General features: G+C 76.8%; 18 protein-coding genes. 10 read left to right on the top strand and 8 right to left on the bottom strand.

Going from position 1 to position 16,341, the window contains the following annotated elements; genetic code table 11:
* Positions 1 to 109: 109 nt before the first annotated feature.
* A complete protein-coding gene (locus tag RM446_RS22870) occupies positions 110 to 1,126 on the bottom strand; it encodes a helix-turn-helix transcriptional regulator (RefSeq protein WP_311547486.1) in 1,017 nt (338 codons plus the stop codon).
* 61 nt (positions 1,127 to 1,187) lie between these two features.
* On the opposite strand from RM446_RS22870, the gene RM446_RS22865 reads away from it, so the two are divergent.
* Both RM446_RS22865 and RM446_RS22860 read left to right on the top strand, forming a co-directional pair.
* Positions 1,188 to 1,796: a DinB family protein gene (locus tag RM446_RS22865; RefSeq protein ID WP_311547485.1), complete on the top strand. Its 609-nt coding sequence runs from the start codon at positions 1,188 to 1,190 to the stop codon at positions 1,794 to 1,796.
* Positions 1,797 to 1,878: 82 nt separating this feature from the next.
* Entirely contained in the window at positions 1,879 to 2,997 is a 1,119-nt protein-coding gene (locus RM446_RS22860; RefSeq protein ID WP_311547484.1) for a winged helix DNA-binding domain-containing protein, read from the top strand.
* A gap of 52 nt (positions 2,998 to 3,049) precedes the next feature.
* Here the strand turns inward: RM446_RS22860 and RM446_RS22855 are convergent, their stop codons facing one another.
* Complete coding sequence (locus RM446_RS22855) at positions 3,050 to 3,430, bottom strand: winged helix-turn-helix transcriptional regulator (protein ID WP_311547483.1); 381 nt, start codon at positions 3,428 to 3,430, stop codon at positions 3,050 to 3,052.
* Between the two features lie 143 nt (positions 3,431 to 3,573).
* Here RM446_RS22855 and RM446_RS22850 point away from each other — a divergent pair, with 143 nt between their 5' ends.
* A complete protein-coding gene (locus tag RM446_RS22850) occupies positions 3,574 to 3,981 on the top strand; it encodes a RidA family protein (protein WP_311547482.1) in 408 nt (135 codons plus the stop codon).
* A gap of 129 nt (positions 3,982 to 4,110) precedes the next feature.
* Here RM446_RS22850 and RM446_RS22845 read toward each other — a convergent pair whose 3' ends face one another.
* Positions 4,111 to 7,434 carry a BTAD domain-containing putative transcriptional regulator gene (locus RM446_RS22845; RefSeq protein ID WP_311547481.1) on the bottom strand — a complete coding sequence of 1,108 codons (3,324 nt, stop codon included), beginning with the start codon at positions 7,432 to 7,434 and terminating at the stop codon, positions 4,111 to 4,113.
* Between the two features lie 133 nt (positions 7,435 to 7,567).
* Here RM446_RS22845 and RM446_RS22840 point away from each other — a divergent pair, with 133 nt between their 5' ends.
* Together RM446_RS22840 and RM446_RS22835 are read left to right on the top strand one after the other, a co-directional pair.
* Positions 7,568 to 8,455 carry an alpha/beta fold hydrolase gene (locus tag RM446_RS22840; RefSeq protein WP_311547480.1) on the top strand — a complete coding sequence of 296 codons (888 nt, stop codon included), beginning with the start codon at positions 7,568 to 7,570 and terminating at the stop codon, positions 8,453 to 8,455.
* A gap of 275 nt (positions 8,456 to 8,730) precedes the next feature.
* A complete protein-coding gene (locus tag RM446_RS22835; RefSeq protein ID WP_311547479.1) occupies positions 8,731 to 9,354 on the top strand; it encodes a class I SAM-dependent methyltransferase in 624 nt (207 codons plus the stop codon).
* A 102-nt stretch (positions 9,355 to 9,456) separates the two neighbouring features.
* Here RM446_RS22835 and RM446_RS22830 read toward each other — a convergent pair whose 3' ends face one another.
* The 4 genes from RM446_RS22830 to RM446_RS22815 all read right to left on the bottom strand — a co-directional run bounded on the left by RM446_RS22830 (position 9,457) and on the right by RM446_RS22815 (position 11,539).
* Positions 9,457 to 9,861, bottom strand: coding sequence for a hypothetical protein (locus RM446_RS22830; protein WP_311547478.1), 405 nt, complete (start codon positions 9,859 to 9,861; stop codon positions 9,457 to 9,459).
* Entirely contained in the window at positions 9,858 to 10,103 is a 246-nt protein-coding gene (locus RM446_RS22825; RefSeq protein WP_311547477.1) for a hypothetical protein, read from the bottom strand. The genes RM446_RS22830 and RM446_RS22825 overlap by 4 nt, the downstream gene beginning before the upstream one ends.
* A gap of 218 nt (positions 10,104 to 10,321) precedes the next feature.
* Entirely contained in the window at positions 10,322 to 10,708 is a 387-nt protein-coding gene (locus tag RM446_RS22820; RefSeq protein WP_311547476.1) for a VOC family protein, read from the bottom strand.
* 63 nt (positions 10,709 to 10,771) lie between these two features.
* Entirely contained in the window at positions 10,772 to 11,539 is a 768-nt protein-coding gene (locus tag RM446_RS22815; RefSeq protein ID WP_311547475.1) for an SDR family NAD(P)-dependent oxidoreductase, read from the bottom strand.
* Between the two features lie 115 nt (positions 11,540 to 11,654).
* Between RM446_RS22815 and RM446_RS22810 the strand changes: the two genes are divergently transcribed.
* The 4 genes from RM446_RS22810 to RM446_RS22795 all read left to right on the top strand — a co-directional run bounded on the left by RM446_RS22810 (position 11,655) and on the right by RM446_RS22795 (position 15,085).
* Complete coding sequence (locus tag RM446_RS22810; protein WP_311547474.1) at positions 11,655 to 12,521, top strand: Rossmann-fold NAD(P)-binding domain-containing protein; 867 nt, start codon at positions 11,655 to 11,657, stop codon at positions 12,519 to 12,521.
* Entirely contained in the window at positions 12,514 to 12,996 is a 483-nt protein-coding gene (locus RM446_RS22805) for an anthrone oxygenase family protein (RefSeq protein ID WP_311547473.1), read from the top strand. Before RM446_RS22810 ends, RM446_RS22805 begins: the two co-directional genes overlap by 8 nt.
* 143 nt (positions 12,997 to 13,139) lie before the next feature.
* On the top strand, positions 13,140 to 14,123 hold the full coding sequence (locus RM446_RS22800) for an aldo/keto reductase (RefSeq protein WP_311547472.1): 984 nt from the start codon (positions 13,140 to 13,142) through the stop codon (positions 14,121 to 14,123).
* A gap of 230 nt (positions 14,124 to 14,353) precedes the next feature.
* Positions 14,354 to 15,085: a PIG-L deacetylase family protein gene (locus RM446_RS22795; RefSeq protein ID WP_311547471.1), complete on the top strand. Its 732-nt coding sequence runs from the start codon at positions 14,354 to 14,356 to the stop codon at positions 15,083 to 15,085.
* Positions 15,086 to 15,127: 42 nt separating this feature from the next.
* Here RM446_RS22795 and RM446_RS22790 read toward each other — a convergent pair whose 3' ends face one another.
* The gene (locus RM446_RS22790) at positions 15,128 to 15,772 is read right to left on the bottom strand and encodes a LysE family translocator (protein WP_311547470.1); all 645 of its coding nucleotides are present in this window, start codon (positions 15,770 to 15,772) and stop codon (positions 15,128 to 15,130) included.
* Positions 15,773 to 16,047: 275 nt separating this feature from the next.
* On the opposite strand from RM446_RS22790, the gene RM446_RS22785 reads away from it, so the two are divergent.
* Positions 16,048 to 16,341 (top strand): hypothetical protein (locus RM446_RS22785; protein WP_311547469.1); only part of this gene is annotated, 294 nt, incomplete at its 3' end.

Here is a 16,341-nt window from a genome sequence, read left to right as displayed (position 1 = left end):
GCGGCCGACCGGGTGCCGCACCCCGCCGCTGAGACGACCGGCGGTCCGCGGAGGACGAGCTTCGCGCGGTGCCCGGTGCGGTCGGTCCGGCTTCGGCTGCGCGCCCGGATCACTGCGCCGGAGGCCGCTCGGCCGGCGCGGAGGCCGCCGCGGCGTCGTAGCGGCGGGCCAGGTGGGCGAAGGCCTCCGCCAGCTCGCGCGGGCCCACGACCTCGATGCCGGCGTCGAACATGCCGAGGGTGGCGGCCAGGCCGGGCCACGACCACGAGCCCAGCACGACCCGGCACCGGTGCGGCCCGAGCTCCTCGACGAGGCCGTCGCGGAGGTAGCGCGCGACCTCGGCGGCGGGCAGAGCCAGGACCGCCTCGCCGCGGCACGGCCACCGGTCGTTGCCGGCGCCGCCCTGAAACCGCGCGGATACGAAGGCGGCGACGTCGCCCCCGGGAAGCGCGCGCGGGGTGAAACGCGGGCCCGTGGGCGTGCGCGGGGTGATCCGGTCGGCGCGGAAGGTGCGCCAGTCCTCGCGGTCGAGGTCCCAGGCGACCAGGTACCAGCGCCCGCCCCAGGTGACCAGGTGGTGGGGCTGCACCCGGCGGGACTGGGCAGCGGGGCCGCCGCGGCCCGGCTCCGGCGCAGAGGCGGGGGAGTGGTCGAAGCGCAGCACCTCGCGGGCGTGCACGGCCGCGCCCAGGGCCATGAGCACCCCGCTGTCGACCCGCGGCCGGTGCCCCGCGGCCGAGCGCTCGACGGCGGTGGCCTGGAAGGTGTCGATGCGGCGGCGCAGCCGCGCGGGCATGACCTGGCGGACGGTGTTCAGCGCGCGTTCGGCCCCCTCCTCGATGCCGGCACCGGTGGTCGCGGCGATGCGCAGCGCCACGGCGAGCGCGACGGCCTGCTCGTCGTCGAACTGCAGCGGGGGCAGGTCGGCGCCGGCGTCGAGCCGGTAGCCGCCGTCGGGTCCCTTGTCGGCCGCGATGGGATAGCCCAGTTCGCGCAGGCGGTCGACGTCGCGGCGCACGGTGCGCGGGCTGACCGCCAACCGCTCGGCCAGCACCGCCCCCGGCCAGTACCGGCGCGCCTGGAGCAGGGACAGCAGGGACAGCAACCGCGCTGAGGTTTTCGGCATGAACCCATCCTCGCGCAAGAAGAGGACACAACCTGTCCGCGCCTGCTGCGACTGTGGTCCCATGACCGACAACGACCCGAAGGACACCGCCATGACCGTCGCGACGACGCCCTCCACCACGCTCGACGGCGAGCGGGCCGACCTGCTCGCCGAGCTCGCGAACGCACGCGCGTTCCTGATCAACACGGTGCGCGGACTCGGCGACGAGCAGATCGGACAGCGCCCCACGGCCAGCGCGCTGTGCCTGGGCGGGCTGGTCAAGCACGTCGCCTCCGTCGAGGAGTCGTGGCTGCGCTTCGCGGTCGAGGGCGCCTCGGCGATGAGCTTCGCCCTTCCCGACGGCGTCACCTGGGACGATCTCATGGCCGGAACCGCGCGGGAGATGCCGCAGTGGGCCATCGACCGCGAGAACGAGTTCGCGGTGCAGCCCGGCGAGACGCTGGCCGGGATTCTGGAGCGCTACGAGCGGGTCGCCGTCCGAACCCGGGAGGTCGTCGCCTCCGTGGAGGACCTCTCGGCGACGCATCCGCTGCCGGAGGCGCCCTGGAGCGAGCCGGGGGCGGCGCACAGCGTGCGCCGGGTGCTGATGCACGTCATCGCCGAGACCGCCCAGCACGCCGGGCACGCCGACATCCTGCGCGAGACGATCGACGGCCAGACGTCGACCTGACCGGAGCCGCCCGCTACACGGCGGGCCGGGCACGACCGCGCCTGCCGCCGCCGGCCGGCGAACGCACGGAGGACCCGACCCGATGGATGTACTCGACACCCGTGCGCTCAACCGCGCGACGCTCGCCCGCCAGCTACTGCTGGAGCCCTCCGGCATGCCGGTGCTCGACGCCGTCGCGCACCTGTGCGGCATGCAGGCGCAGGAGCCGCAGGAACCCTTCGTCGGACTCTGGTCGCGGCTGCGCGCCTTCGACCCGTCGGCGCTCTCGGACCTGCTCACCGAGCGGCGCGTGGTCCGCACCCACCTCATGCGCCGCACCGTCCACCTCCTCGCCGCCGAGGACGTCCTGGCCTGGCGGTCGCGCCACGAGGCCATGCTGCGCCAGCGGGTCCTGGGCGTCTACCGCCGCGAGTTCGACGGAGTCGACCTCGACGCGCTCGCGGCGGCCGCCCGCAAGGTGACGGCCGACGGCGAAGCCCGGACCACGGCCGAGCTCGCGCGCGAACTCGCCGAGTACCGGCCCGAGCCGGGGCCGCGGGCGCTGGGGGAGATGGTCGGCGCCCTGGTCCCGATGGTGCAGGTGCCGCCGCGCGGGCTGTGGCGAACGAAGGGCGGCGTGCGCACCGTGCCGCTGGCGTCGTGGCTGGGGCGCGAGGCCGACCCGCCCGCCCCCTGCGGTCCCGGTCCCGACGGCTGCGACCCCGCGGGCCGGGCCCTGGTGCGGCGCTACCTGGCGGCGTTCGGCCCCGCCGCATCGGCCGACCTGCGCGCCTGGTGCGGCCTGGCCGGACTCCCCGCCGCGGTCTCGGCGATGCGCGAGGAGCTGGCCGTCTTCCGCGACGAGCGCGGCCGGCGGCTGCTGGACCTGCCCGACGCGCCGCGCCCCGACGGCCGCACCCCCGCTCCGGTGCGGTTCCTGCCCGCGTTCGACAACGCGGTCCTGGGCTATTGCGACCGCACCCGCATCATCGACGACACCCACCGCGGCCTGTCCGTGACGGGCGCGCGCTTCGTCCTGGTCGACGGCCGGGTCGCTGCGACCTGGAGCGCCGAGGAGGGCACGGTGGCGGTGAGCCCGCTGCGCGGATTCTCCCGCGCCGAGCGCGGGGCCGTGGCCGAGCAGGGGCGGGCGCTGGCGTCGCTGCTGTCGCAGGGCCAGAGCCGCCGCGTCCGCATCGCCGGAGGCGGGGGCGGCCGCTGAGCGGCGCCCGCGACCGCCCAGCGCCTGCTCCGCGGATTGCCGGCCGGCCTGCTCAGGCGTCGAAGCGGCGGCGGGAGGCTTCGATGTGTCCGATGTAGTGGCGGGTCCAGCCACACATCGACTCGACCGTCGCGCGCAGGCCCCGGCCGGCCTCGGTGAGGGTGTACTCCACCCGCGGCGGCACGGTCGGGTGCACGGTGCGCTCGACCAGGCCGTTGCGCTCCAGCATGCGCAGGTTCTGAGTGAGCATCTTGTGGCTGATCCCCTCGACCCTGTCGCGCAGCTCGTGGAAGCGCAGGGTGCCGCCGCCGAGGAACTCGACGATCAGAAACGCCCACTTGTTGGCGACGTCGGAGAAGATCTCCCGCGCCAGCGAGTCCGCGCGCGCCAGGTCCGCGTCCTCCGGCGGGCCCGTGTACTGCGTGGTCACCATAGGGTTCCCCTGTCACTGAAAAGTGCGTTCTTCCATGTCAGAGCACACTCTCCTATGGTTTCCGAGTAACCGCAAGAGAGCACGGTGGCGGCGGCCTCGCGCGCTCGCCCCGCTCTCCCACCACGAAGGGAAGGGCGCCCACGATGGCGATCACTCTGGTCAACCCCGTCGGACTGCCGGAGATCGGCGCCTACCGGCACGTGTCGGTGGCCTCGGGCTCGAAGCTGGTCTTCGTCGCCGGACAGGTGGCCTGGAACGCCGAGGGGACGACGGTCGGCGAGGGCGACCTCGCCGCGCAGGTCGAGCAGTGCTACCTCAACGTCGCCACCGCTCTGGCCGGGGTCGGCGGCACCTTCGGCGACGTGGCGAAGCTGACCGTCTACGTCGCCGGCTGGACCCCCGACCGGATGCCGCAGCTCATGGACGGCCTCTCCCGGGCGGCGGCGGCGCTGGGCACCGCCCCCGCCCCGCCCGCCTCGCTGGTGGGCGTGGCCGCGCTGGACGTGCCCGAGCACCTGGTCGAGGTCGAAGCGACCGCGGTCCTCGACTGAGCCCTGATCGAGTCGGGGCCCTGCCGCGGGCCGCCGGCACCGGCAGCGCAAGAACGCTTCGGCAGCAGGCCAAGCGCAGGTCGGCGGAGCGGTCGGATCGACCGCGGGCCGCACGCGGCCGCGACCGCGTCAGCCCCGCGCGTACAGCTCCCGCTCGGCTGCGCCGCGCCAGTGGGGTGCACCCGCCTGGTCGGCGACGGCGCGGGCCCGGCGGTAGTGGCCGACGGCCTCCGACTCCCGGCCCAGATCGCGGGCCAGCCCGCCCAGGTGGTGGGCGACGGGCCCCAGCACGACGAGGCCGCTGCCGGCCCCGGCCAGCTCGTCGGCGGCCGGCAGCAACCGCTCGTAGGCGCGCCGCATCCGGTCCTGATCGCCGCATGCGCGCGCGGAGCGGGCGTCCAAGCAGGTCAACGCCTCGTTGAGTAGCCCCGCCGGTGCGGGCGGCGGTGCCGCAGAGGCCGCCTCGCCCGTGCCGAGCAGCGGCAGAGCCCACGGGGCGTAGGGACCCCAGTCCGACCCCGTCAGGTCCGCGTGCCCGCCGGGCCCGTGGGCCGGCCCGCCCGGCTGCAGGCGCAGGCACAGCCGCGCCAGCGGCACGGCGCCCTGCGCCAATCCGGGCATGCCGGAGCCGGCCAGGGGAGCGGCCGCGGCGCGGTAGGCCGACTCGGCATCGGCGAAACGGCCCGCCGCGGCCGCGCGCACGGCCGCATACAAGCCGGTGAACACGGCCACATGGCCGATCTCGTAGCGGTCGCCCAGCTCGCCCACCGCGGCGGCGTGGGCGTCGGCGGCGCAGAAGTCGGCACATGCGCCGTGCGCCTGCATCTGCACGAGCCGGCCCAGCACCTCGTAGGCGACCAGGCCCGCGCCGGAGGCGACCTCGATCAGCTCGGCGCCGATTCCGGCGCGCAGCCGCGCCCCTCCGGCGGTGTGGAAGGACTGCATGAATCGGGCGTTGAGGGCCGCGCACAGCAGCGCGGCGCCGCCGCGGCGGCGCGCAAGGGCCTCGGCCCGGCGCGCGGCGGCGGGACCGCGCCGGCCCGCGTCGCCCCGCAGCTCCAGCGCGAGCGCGACCAGCAGGCGGCAGCGCAGCTCCTCGCCGCCGTCCGGAGTGCGCGCCTCCAGCGCCGACAGCGCCTGCTGGGCGGCGCCGGCGACGCGGGCGGAGAGGTCCTCGTCGTCGTTGCGCGGCCACAGCGCCGGCACGTCGAAGGCGGTGACCACCCGCCCCAGCAGTTCGGGGTCCTCCAGCCCGGCGGCCGCCTCCACGGCGCGGCCCCGGTGGGCGCGTGCCTCCTCCAGCCGCCCGGTCACCGCCAGCCCCCGCACCATGCCCATGACCGCCTCCAACCGCGTCCGCACGGGGGCACCGCTGCGCTCGCAGGCCGCGGCGGCCGCGCGCCACAGGCGCGCGGACTCGTGCGGGGCGAAGCGGGCCTCGGCCCGGCGGGCGGCCTCGCGCGCATAGGCGGCGGCGCGCTCGTCGGCGCCGGGGATGTCGGCGCGGGCGAAGTGGTGGGCCAGCGAGGCGGCCTCGCCCGGGCGCAGCCGCTCCAGGGCGCGAGCGGCGGCACCGTGCCAGCGGGCGCGGCGCGGCCCCGACAGCCCGGTGTAGACGGCGTCGCGTACCAGGACGTGGGAGAAGCGCAGCCGGCGCGGCCCGGGTTCGGTGAGGAATCCGGCCTGGAGCGCGGAGTCGAGGGCGTCGAGCATGCCACCGCCGTCGGCGCCGTCCTCGGCCACCGCGGCCAGCACGTCGCAATCGACGTCGCGGCCGATCACCGAGGCCCGGCCCACGAGCCGCCGCGCGGCCGGGTCGAGGCCGGCCAGGCGGTGGCGGATCAGGTCGCCCACCCCGGGCGGGATGTCGTCGAGCGCGCGGGCGCCCTGGTCGGCGTAGAGGCGGGCGAGCTCGCGCACGTAGAAGGGGTTGCCGCCGCTGCGGCGGTGGATCGCGGCCGCGGTGGCCTCGTCGGCGGCGCGGCCGGCGACTCCGGCCACGACCCGGCCGGTGTCGCGCAGGGAGAGCCCGTCCAGGTACAGCCGCAGGGGTTCGCGCCGGGCCAGGCGCGCCAGCGCGCGGGTCAGCGCCGGGGTGATCGCGTCGCTGCGGTAGGTGCCCACCACCAGCACCGGACGGGTTCCCGGATGGGCGGCCAGCCCGGCCAGCAGCTCCAGCGTCTCCTCGTCGGCGCGGTGCAGGTCGTCGGCGACCAGCAGGACCGGGGCGCGGCGGGCGGCGGCCTCCACCAGCGCGGCGGCGCGGCCCAGCGCCTGGAAGCGGGCCGCGGCCGGGTCGCGGGGAGTGTCCTCGCCCGCGGGCTCGGCCGGGGCCGCGGGGGCGGGGGCGGCCTCCTCCAGCGCCGCGGCGATGCGCTCCCAGGTCCAGGCCGGCGGGGCCCCCTCGTGCTCCGGGCACTCGCCCCACGCGGTGATCCACCCCCGCCCGGACAGGCGTGCCGCCAGGTCGCGGGCCAGCGCGGTCTTGCCGGCCCCGGCGCCGCCGGCGACCAGCGCCGCGACGGTGCCGCCCCGCTCGGCGCGATCGGCGGCCCGCTCCAACTCACCGGTCTCGCCGGCACGGCCCAGCAGCGGGTGCGCCGGCGCGGCCGTCGGCGGGGGGAGCGCGGACGGGGGCGGCGCCTGCTCCCGAGGGCGAGGGCTCAGCCGCGGCGCCTGGGCGAGGATGTCGGCCTCCAGCGTGCGCAGCCGCTCGCCCGGATCCACGCCCAGCTCCTCGGCCAGCGTGCGGCGGGCCCGCCGCAGCGCCGCCAGCGCGTCGCCCTGGCGGCCCGAGCGGTACAGCGCCAGCGCCAGGTGGTGCCAGGCGTCCTCGCGCAGCGGGTGGGCGCCGACGTGGGCCCGCAGGTCGGCGGCGGCTTCGGCCGCCCGACCCGACCCGATCAGCGCCTCGGCGCGGTGCTCCGCGGCCGCCAGGCGCACCTCCTCCAGCCGCTCGGCGGCGCCGCGCGCCCACGGGTGCTCGGCGAACTCGGCGTAGGCGGGACCGCGCCACAGCTGCAGGGACCGCTCCAGCTCCTCCAGGGCCGGGCCCGGCCGCGCGTCGACCAGCAGGGCCCGCCCGCGCGCCACCCCCGCCTCGAACCGGCCGGCGTCGACCGCACCCGGCGCGGCCCGCAGCACGTAGCCGGGGGCGGCGGTGGCCAGCAGGCGCGCCGGGCTGCGCGGCGGCCGACCGGGTTCCAGCGCGCGGCGCAGGTCGGCCACGAACGTGCGGATCGCCGCGACCGCGCCGTCCGGTGCCTGCGCGGGCCACAGATCCTCCACCAGCCGCTGCACCGGCACGACCCGCCCGCCGGCCACCAGAAGCCGCGCGAGCAGCGCCCGCTGCCGCGGCCCCTTCAGCGCCACCGCCCCGCTCGGGCCGGCGGCCTCCAGCGGCCCCAGCACGGCGAAGCGCACCGCGGCCGCGTCGTCGGTATCGCCGGTCATGGCATCGAATCTAGCCGGGCGCACCCGGTGCGGCGTCCGGGGCGCCGACGCTTGGCCGCTGCTCATCGGCTGCTCATCGCCGCCCGGCAGGCTGCGGGGGAACCGAAACGAGCCATTGGAGAAGGAGTCCGCGGTGCAACCGGAACCGACCATCGAAGGATTCGACTACCGGCGTCTGCCCGGCGCCGACGGGGTGGAACTCAACGTCGCCGTCAGCGGCTCCGGAAGCCCGGTCGTGCTGCTGCACGGCTTCCCCCAGACCCACCTGATGTGGCGCCACGTCGCCGCCGACCTGGCCGCCGACCACACCGTGATCTGCCCCGACCTGCGCGGCTACGGTGACAGCGACAAGCCCGCCGACCCCGGCGGCGGCGCGGCCTATGCCAAGCGCACCATGGCCGCCGACATCGTCGCGGTGGCCGCGGCGCTGGGCCACGACCGGTTCGCGGTGGCCGGCCACGACCGCGGGGCCCTGGTGGCGCTGCGCGCCGGGCTGGACCACCCCGGCACCGTCACGCACGTGGCCGCGCTGGATGTTCTGCCGGTACCGCAGATGTGGGAGGCGCTGCACGGGCGCGCCGGGGCGGTGGGCTTCCACCTGTACCTGATGGCCCAGCCCGCCGACCTGCCCGAGAAGCTCATCTCCGGTGCGCCCGAGGCCTTCTTCGGCCACTTCCTGGACCTCTGGTCCCAGGATCCCGGCGCGATCCCCCCGCGGCTGCGCGCGGTCTATGTGGCCAAGTCCGCCGCGGCGGTGGACTCCATCGTCGCCGACTACCGCGCTTCGGCCGGTGTCGACGCCGACCTCGACGAGGCCGACCAGCGGGCCGGCCGGCAGCTGGCGATGCCGGTGTCGGTGCTGCAGCAGGACTGGGGTGCGGTGCTGGGCTACGACGCCGCGGCGATGTGGCGGCCCTGGGCCCCCGACCTGGACCACGCCACCGTCTCCTGCGGCCACTTCATGGCCGAGGAGGCCCCGGCCGAGGTCGTCGGGGCGCTGCGTGCTCTGCTGGCGCGCTGACGCCGATGGGGGGCTCGACTCGCCCACAGCGGCCCAACCCCGTTGATCTTGTAGCCATCGTGAAGGAAAACGGTTTCCAGTGACGATAGCTACAAGATCGGCGGTGCTGTGCGGAGCGGGAGTGCGGCGACGGTCTTTGCCAGAACCGCAACACCGCTTGCTCCCTGCGCGGTGGTGGCCGCAGGATTCCCCAGAGAGGCGCCCCGGCGCGGCCCGCGCCGGAGCCCCCGCCGGGCCGCCGGGACCACAGGACACGAGGGCAAGGGAGACCACCGATGAACGACGACGCCGCCACCGCGGGGCAGCGGTTCTGGGACGCCCGCTACAGCGAGAGCCGGCGCGTGTGGAGCGGTGAGCCCAACGCCGCCCTCGTCGCCGAGACCGCCGGCCTGGAGCCCGGCACCGCACTGGACTTGGGCTGCGGCGAGGGGGCCGACGCGGTGTGGCTGGCACGGCGCGGGTGGCGCGTAGTCGGCGCCGACGTCTCCGGGGTCGCCCTGGAGCGCGCCCGCGCCCACGCCGACGAGGCCGGCGTGGGTGAGCGCACCGAGTTCCAGCGCCACAACCTGGGCGCCTCGTTCCCCGAGGGGCGCTTCGACCTGGTCTCGGCGTGCTTCCTGCACTCCTGGCAGGACCTGCCCCGCGAACCCGTGCTGCGCACCGCCGCCTCGCGCATCGCCTCCGGCGGGACGCTGCTGATCGTCGGCCACGTCGGCGAGCCCATGTGGGTGGAGGAGGTCGGCTCCTACGTCGAGCAGCCCACCGCCGCCGAGGTCCTGACGTCGCTGGAACTGCCCGAGGCGGAGTGGGAGGTCCTGGTCGCCGAGGAGCGCAAGCGCGCCCATGCCGGCCCCGGCGGCCACGACACCGACAGCGTCGTCAGACTGCGCCGCCGCTGACACCGCCCCGCCGTACCGCCCGGCGCCGCGGACCGGCTCCGCTCCTCAAGGACCCCGGTGGCCTCCGCCGGACGCGCCGCACGCTCGGCGGCGCGGCGCGTCTCAGGGCAGGCGCTCGATCTGCAGGGCCGCGTCCAGGGCCAGCAGCCGCTCGGGGGCGGCGGTGACCACCGGCCAGCCGCGGGTGCGCGCCGAGAACGCCACATGCGCGGCGTCGACGGTCTCGCCCGGCGGACGGGCGCGGGCGCGCGCGGAAAGGTCTCCGCAGCGCCCCGCCGTCTCCGCGGTGAGCTCGTCGACCACCGCGGGCGCCAGCGCGACCAGCTCGCGCAGCACGGCGCGTGCCGGTTCCGACAACTGGGCGCGGGCCGCCAGCAGCGCCGCGGCGGGCACGGCCAGCACCAGCGCTCCCGAGCGCTGGGCCGCTCCTACGAGGGCGCGGGCATAGATCCGGCCGGTGGCGTAGTCGGTCAGCGCCGTGGTGTCCAGGACGCGTCCGCCGATCACCGGGAGGCCGATTCCACGCCCAGGCGCCGCATCATGTCGTCGATGGCCTCGTCGATGCCCCAGGCGTCGACCACGCGCGCCGATTCCTCGGCCGACATGGTGCCGGGCCGCTCCGCCGCGCGCAGCGCCGCGCGGTCGCCTTCGCGGTCCAGCGCGGCCAGCGCCCGGTCGGCTTCAGTCGGCGACAGCTCGCCGGAGTCGAGCCGCTCGCGCAGTTCCTCACGCGGGTCACGGTCAGCCATGGCCGCAATTGTAAGCCGCCCCGCCCCCGTCGGCGAGCCCTCCGGAACCGCCTGCTTCTTCCGAGGCGTGACCGGAGGGGCCCTCCGCAGCGGGGGCAGCAGGCCGCGGGAGTGCAAAGCCCGCCGCCCTCCCGCACCGGCCGCGCGCGGGAGGACGGCCGCCCCGCGGACCCGCCCCGACCCGCCCCGGGCCCGGTCGGCGTCCGCCGGCTGCGCGGTCAGACCAGGGTCGAGATGCAGAAGGGGTGGCCGGCGGGGTCCAGCAGCACCCGCCAGCGGCCGGGATCCGGTTGGGTCGCGGGCGCGGACGCGCCCCGGTCCAGCACGTGGGCCTGCGCGGCCTCCAGGTCGTCCACCCCCAGCTCGATGTGCGCCCGCTTCTCCCGGGCGGGATCGGGCCAGCTCGGAGGCCGGTAGTCGGCAAGAAGGCTGAACCCCAGCCCCGCCTCGCCCTCGCGCCCGAGGAACACGAAGTGATCGCTGGAGAAGGCCACGGGAAGATCGAGGAGGTCGCCGTAGAAGCGGGCCAAAGCGGCCGGGTCCGGGCAGTCGAAGGTAATGGCCGCATACCGGAAAACGGGTGCGGACACGGTGTCGGTATCCATGGCCGCGATGCTAGGAGCACACCCGGACAGGGCCCGTCCGCGATACCCCGCACCCGCCCGGGCTCAGGCCTCCTCGGGGTCGTGGCCGCGCACCGAGCGGCCGCCGTCCAGGGGCACCACGGCCCCGGTGAGGAACCGGGCCCCGTCGCCGAGCAGGTAGGCCACCGCGTCGGCGACCTCCTCCGGCTCGCCCACCCGGCCCAGCGGGTGCAGCCGCGCCAGCTGCTCCCGGATGTCCAGCGCCTCCCCGGGCTCCCGCCCCGCCAGAAGCAACGCGTAGCGCTCCGTGGCCACCGACCCCAGCGCCAACGCGTTGGCGCGCACCCCGTGCGGCCCGTAGTCCACGGCCACCGCCCGTGTCAGGCCCTCCACGGCCGCCTTGGCGCTCGCGTAGGCCATAGCGCCGGGCACGGGGCGCTGGGCCTGGTGAGAGGAGACGTTGACGATCGCGCCGCCGGCACCGGCCCCCAGGAACCGCCGCACCGCCACCGCGCACCCGGTCACCACAGGCGCGAGGTTGGCGGTGATCAGCTCCGTCATCCGCGCCGGCGCCGTGGCGTGCAGGTCGGCGTCGCGGAACACCGCCGCGTTGTTGACCCAGCCGCCCAAGGCGCCGAACCGCTCGGCGGCGTCGGCTGCGGCCTCGGCCACCGCCTCCTCGGCCGCGTCCCCCGACACCGCCGCCAGGAACCGGGGCCGATCCGCCGCCCACTGCAGCGCCCGCTCATCGGCGTCGACCGCCACCACGGCCCCGCCATCCTCCACCAGGCGCTCGGCGACGGCGCGCCCGATGCCCCGCCCGGCCCCGGTCACCACATAGCTGCGCCGCATCCGCGCAGCATCCCACTCGGCGGCCGCCGCGCCAACCCCCCGCTGAGACGCGCACGTATGCCGCCGAGCATGTCGGCCATGGCCCTGCCCCGCCCGGCGGCGTTGACTGGGACCCATGACGACCAACACGCACACGCCCCCCTCCACCACGCTGGTGCTGGGCGGCACCGGCAAGACCGGCCGCCGCGTCGCGCGGCGGCTGTCCGAATCCGGCCGAGCGGTCCGCATCGGCTCGCGGTCGGGCCGGCCCCGCTTCGACTGGCAGGACGAGGCCACATGGGAGCCGGTCCTGGCCGGGGCCGACAGCGCCTACATCGCCTATGCCCCCGACGTGGGCCTGCCCGGCGCCGACGCGGTCGTCGGCCGGTTCGCCCGGGCCGCCGCGGCGGCCGGCGTCACCCGCCTGGTGCTGCTCAGCGGCCGCGGCGAGCCCGGCGCCCTGCGCAGCGAGCAGGCGCTGCGCGCCGCCGGAGCCGACTGGACCGTCGTGCGCTCCAGCTTCTTCATGCAGAACTTCACCGAGGACTTCCTGGCTGCCGGGGTCGCCGACGGCGAGGTCGCCTTCCCGGCCGGGCAGACGGGGGAGCCGTTCGTCGACGCCGAGGACGTCGCGGCGGTCGCCGCCGCCGCCCTGCTGGAGCCCGGCCACAGCGGCCGCGTCTACGAGGTCACCGGCCCCCGCCCGCTGACCTTCGCCCAGGCGCTCGCCGAGATCGGCGCCGCCGCCGGCCTCACCCCCGCCTACCGGCCCCTCACCACCCGGGAGTTCGCCGCCGGCCTGGTCGCCGACGGGGCCGACCCCGCCTTCGCCGCCTCCCTGTCCGCCCTGCTGGGCGAGGTGCTCGACGGGCGCAACACCCGCCCCTCCGGCGGCGTCCGCCAGGCGCTGGGGCGCGAGCCCTGCGACTTCGCCGACTTCGCCCGCGCCGCCGCCGCGGCCGGCGCCTGGCGCACCGCCCCCGCGGAGGCGACCGGTGCCTGAGATCGTGCGGCAGGCGGCGCTGGTGGCGGCCGCCGCGGACACCGGACTGTTCGCGGGCCTGTTCACCGCCTTCGCCTACGCGGTCATGCCCGGGCTGGCGCGCGCCGGCGACACCGCGTTCGTCGAGGCCATGCAGGCCATCAACGCCGCCATCCTCAACCCGGTCTTCGCCGCGGTCTTCGCGGGCACCCCGGTCCTGCTCGCCGCAGCCGCGGCGGCGCACCTGGGCGAGGACGGCTCCGCCGCGGCGTGGCTGGGCGCGGCACTGGCGCTGGTGGCTGCGGTGATCGCGGTGACGATGGCGCTCAACGTGCCGCTCAACAACGCGCTGGAGCGCGCCGGGCACCCCAGCGGCCCCGACCAGGCCGCCCGGGCCCGCCGCGCCTTCGAAACCGCCTGGGTGCGCTGGAACGTGCTGCGGGCGGCACTGTCGGTCGCAGCACTGGCCTGCACAGCAGCGGCTCTCGCCGCCTGACCGCGGGCTCCGCGACGGGAGAACCCCGCCGGCGGAGCCCGCTCCACGGACCCGCCGACACGGTAATTCGGCTGGCTCCGCACGCCCCGACGCGCCAAGATGGTCGCCAAGCCGCACCCGGCGGCGCGAAAGGGGAGCAGGCGATGCGCACCAACCGGCTCGGCCGCAGCGGCGTCGAGGTCACCGAACTGGGCTTCGGCGGCGGACCGCTGGGCGGGCTGTACGCCCCGCTGGACGACGCCACCGCCGCCGACGCGCTGCAGGCCGCCTGGCAGGCGGGCGTCCGCTATTTCGACACCGCACCCCACTACGGCATCGGCCACTCCGAGCGCCGCACCGGCGCCCTGCTCGCCCGCCACCCCGCCGGCTCCTACACCGTCTCCACCAAGGTCGGCCGCCTGCTGGTGCCCCAGCAGGCCGACGGCGCCACCGACCCCCACTTCCACGTCCCCGCCACCCACCGCCGCGTGTGGGACTTCTCCCGCAACGGCGTCCGCACCAGCCTGGCCGACTCCCAGGAGCGCCTGGGCGTCGAGCGGGTCGACGCCGCCTACCTGCACGACGCCGAGAACCACGCCGAGGCCGCCTTCAACCAGGGCTATCCCGCCCTGGCCGAACTGCGCGAACAGGGACTGGTGGGCGCCATCGGTGCGGGCATGCACGACAGCGCGCTGCTGACGCGGCTGGTGCGCACCTGCGACGTCGACGTCGTCATGGTCTCGGGCCGCTTCACCCTCCTCGACCACAGCGCACTGGACGACCTCATGCCCGCCTGCACCCAGCGCGGCGTCTCGGTGCTGGCGGCCTCGGTGTTCAACTCCGGACTGCTCGCCCGCGCGGAACCGGACGAGGACGCCTACTACGACTACGCGCCCGCCGGCGCGGCGGTGCGCGAGCGCGCCCGCGCCCTCGCCGAGGTCTGCGCCGGCCACGGCGTGACCCTCCCGCAGGCCGCGCTGGCCTTCCCGCTGCGCCACCCGGCGGTGGCCGCCGTGGTGGTGGGCATGCGCACGGCCGAGGAGGTGCACGCCGACACCGCCGCCTTCGAGGCGCCGGTCCCCGAGGCGCTGTGGAGCGACCTGCGCCGCGCCGGCCTCATCGACCCGCGCGCCCCCGAGGGGGAGTGACCGCCGCCGCGGGCCGACCAGGGCCGACCGCCCCCGGCGGCGCGCCTCGCGCACGCGCGAGCACACGGCCGTAGCGCCGCGGTGGCCGACCACCGACCCCGCCTCCTGGCCCCGGTGGAGGACACGGCGCGCAAGCGCGATCGGCGGCGGCCGGGGCGGGCATAGGCTGGCGCCGGCCCTCCACCGAGCGCGGCCCATAGCCCCCGACCCCGCGAACGAAAGGAACCGCAGTGACCGACCAACTCCACCCCATGCCCGCCGACTGGCGGCGCGCCCTGGCCGTCGTCGCCCACCCCGACGACCTGGAGTACGGTGCGGCCGCGGCCATCGCCTCCTGGGTCGACAGCGGACGGGAGGTCGCCTACCTGCTGGCCACCCGCGGCGAAGCCGGCATCGCCACCATGGAACCCGCCCGCGCCGCCGAGGTGCGCGAGCGCGAGCAGCGGGCCAGCGCCGCCGTCGTGGGCGTGTCCACGGTGGAGTTCCTCGACCACCGCGACGGCGTCGTCGAGTACGGCCCCGCGCTGCGCCGCGACATCGCCGCCGCGATCCGCCGGCACCGCCCCGAACTGGTCGTCACCCTCAACCACCGCGACACCTTCGGCGGCACCTACTGGAACACCCCCGACCACCGGTCGGTGGGCCGGGCCGTGCTGGACGCCGCCGCCGACGCGGGCAACCGGTGGATCTTCCCCGACCTGGCCGAACAGGGCCTGCAACCGTGGGAGGGCGTGCGCTGGGTCGCGGTGGCCGCCTCGCCCCAGCCCACCCACGCTGCGGAGGCCGAGCCCGGCATGGAGCGCGCCGTGCACTCGCTGCTGGAACACCGCGCCTACATCGAGGCGCTGACCGACGCCGACCCCGAAACCTACGTCCGCGACTTCATGGCGTGGGCCACCGGCGCGACCGCCGAACGCTTCGGTGGCCGCCCGGCCGTGTCCTTCGAGCTGTTCCCCCGCTAACCCGAGAAGGCTGCGCCGGGCCGGACCGGGGGCCGGGCGTGCTCAGCGGGTATCGGCGGCCAACCGCAGCGCCAAACCCGCGAAGACGGTGCCCGAGAACGCGTGCAGCACCCGCTGGACGAGGGGACGGCGGCGCAGCGCGTCGCCCAGCCGGCCCGAGAGCAGCCCCGCGGAGGCGTCCACGCACAGTCCCACCATGATGAACAGCGTTCCCAGAAGGAAGAACTGGGCGGCCACGTGCCCGCGGGAGGGGTCGATGAACTGCGGGAAGAACGCCAGAAAGAACACGACCACCTTGGGGTTGGCGAGGTTGGTCAGCATCGCCCGCACGAACACCCGCACCTGCCCGGCCCCGACCGCCGCGCGGGCCGGGGCGGCCTCGGCCGCCCTGGCCCGCGCGGCGTCGCGAAACGCCAGCACCGCCAGCACGACCAGGTAGCAGGCGCCCGCGATCCGCACCGCGGTGAACGCGGCGGGGAAGGCCTCCAACACCGCGCCCAGCCCCAGCGCGGCGGCGGTGGTATGCACCGCCAGCCCGGCCGAGACCCCCACCGCCGCCAGCAGCCCCGCGCGCGGACCCGACGACAGCCCGGTGGCGGTGATGAACACCATGTCGGGCCCCGGCGCAAGCGACATCAACAGCGCAGCCAGGCAGAACGCCGCGGCCACATGCGGATCGACCAGCATCGGCACCCCCGTTCTCACACCCCGGCCCCGCACCGAGGCACCGGGCGGAGGCGGCCGGCCGATCCTACGCCCGCCCGGCCGCCGGCTCCATCCGGTTTGCTCCCGCATCAAACGCCCCCGCCCGGACTCTCTTCCGCGCCCGGCCCCCGCACAGGATCCAGGCACCGCGGCGACACCCGGCGACACAGGAAGCAGGCCGGCATGGCACACCGCGGCGGTGGTCTTCGACTGGCGCGGGACACGCGCGCTGCCCCTGAGCCGGCGCCAGTGGGCGCGTGAGACCCTGCGCCGTGCCGGGCGCCCCGACACCCCCGGCGGCCGCGGCCGAGCTCGCGGACCGCCTGGCCGCGGCGCCCGGCCGGCTGCGGCTGGAGTCCTCCGACATCGACACCGACGCCGACCTGCACCGGCGCACCTACCTCCAGATGCTGGCCGGCCCCGGAGTCGACCGCGCCCTGGCCAGCGCCCTCTACGCCGCCGGATCCGACACCGCGCTCAACCCCCTCGCCTGCGACGCCCTACCGTGCCTGCACAGCCCGGCCGCCCCGGGGGTGCCCGCGGCGGCCGGG

The organism is Streptomonospora wellingtoniae, from assembly GCF_031845375.1.
Lineage (GTDB): Bacteria > Actinomycetota > Actinomycetes > Streptosporangiales > Streptosporangiaceae > Streptomonospora > Streptomonospora wellingtoniae.
The sequence above is the reverse complement of the archived record's forward strand: the minus strand, read 5'-3'. Positions and strand labels throughout refer to the sequence as shown.

What these genes read in the sequence shown, in the direction of transcription:
- RM446_RS22820 (WP_311547476.1), bottom strand. Translation starts at nt 10,708, where the DNA reads ATGGATACCGACACCGTGTCCGCACCCGTTTTCCGGTATGCGGCCATT.
- RM446_RS22870 (WP_311547486.1), bottom strand. Translation starts at nt 1,126, where the DNA reads ATGCCGAAAACCTCAGCGCGGTTGCTGTCCCTGCTGTCCCTGCTCCAG.
- RM446_RS22850 (WP_311547482.1), top strand. Translation starts at nt 3,574, where the DNA reads ATGGCGATCACTCTGGTCAACCCCGTCGGACTGCCGGAGATCGGCGCC.
- RM446_RS22855 (WP_311547483.1), bottom strand. Translation starts at nt 3,430, where the DNA reads ATGGTGACCACGCAGTACACGGGCCCGCCGGAGGACGCGGACCTGGCG.
- RM446_RS22865 (WP_311547485.1), top strand. Translation starts at nt 1,188, where the DNA reads ATGACCGACAACGACCCGAAGGACACCGCCATGACCGTCGCGACGACG.
- RM446_RS22835 (WP_311547479.1), top strand. Translation starts at nt 8,731, where the DNA reads ATGAACGACGACGCCGCCACCGCGGGGCAGCGGTTCTGGGACGCCCGC.
- RM446_RS22860 (WP_311547484.1), top strand. Translation starts at nt 1,879, where the DNA reads ATGGATGTACTCGACACCCGTGCGCTCAACCGCGCGACGCTCGCCCGC.
- RM446_RS22810 (WP_311547474.1), top strand. Translation starts at nt 11,655, where the DNA reads ATGACGACCAACACGCACACGCCCCCCTCCACCACGCTGGTGCTGGGC.
- RM446_RS22800 (WP_311547472.1), top strand. Translation starts at nt 13,140, where the DNA reads ATGCGCACCAACCGGCTCGGCCGCAGCGGCGTCGAGGTCACCGAACTG.
- RM446_RS22790 (WP_311547470.1), bottom strand. Translation starts at nt 15,772, where the DNA reads ATGCTGGTCGATCCGCATGTGGCCGCGGCGTTCTGCCTGGCTGCGCTG.
- RM446_RS22825 (WP_311547477.1), bottom strand. Translation starts at nt 10,103, where the DNA reads ATGGCTGACCGTGACCCGCGTGAGGAACTGCGCGAGCGGCTCGACTCC.
- RM446_RS22845 (WP_311547481.1), bottom strand. Translation starts at nt 7,434, where the DNA reads ATGACCGGCGATACCGACGACGCGGCCGCGGTGCGCTTCGCCGTGCTG.
- RM446_RS22815 (WP_311547475.1), bottom strand. Translation starts at nt 11,539, where the DNA reads ATGCGGCGCAGCTATGTGGTGACCGGGGCCGGGCGGGGCATCGGGCGC.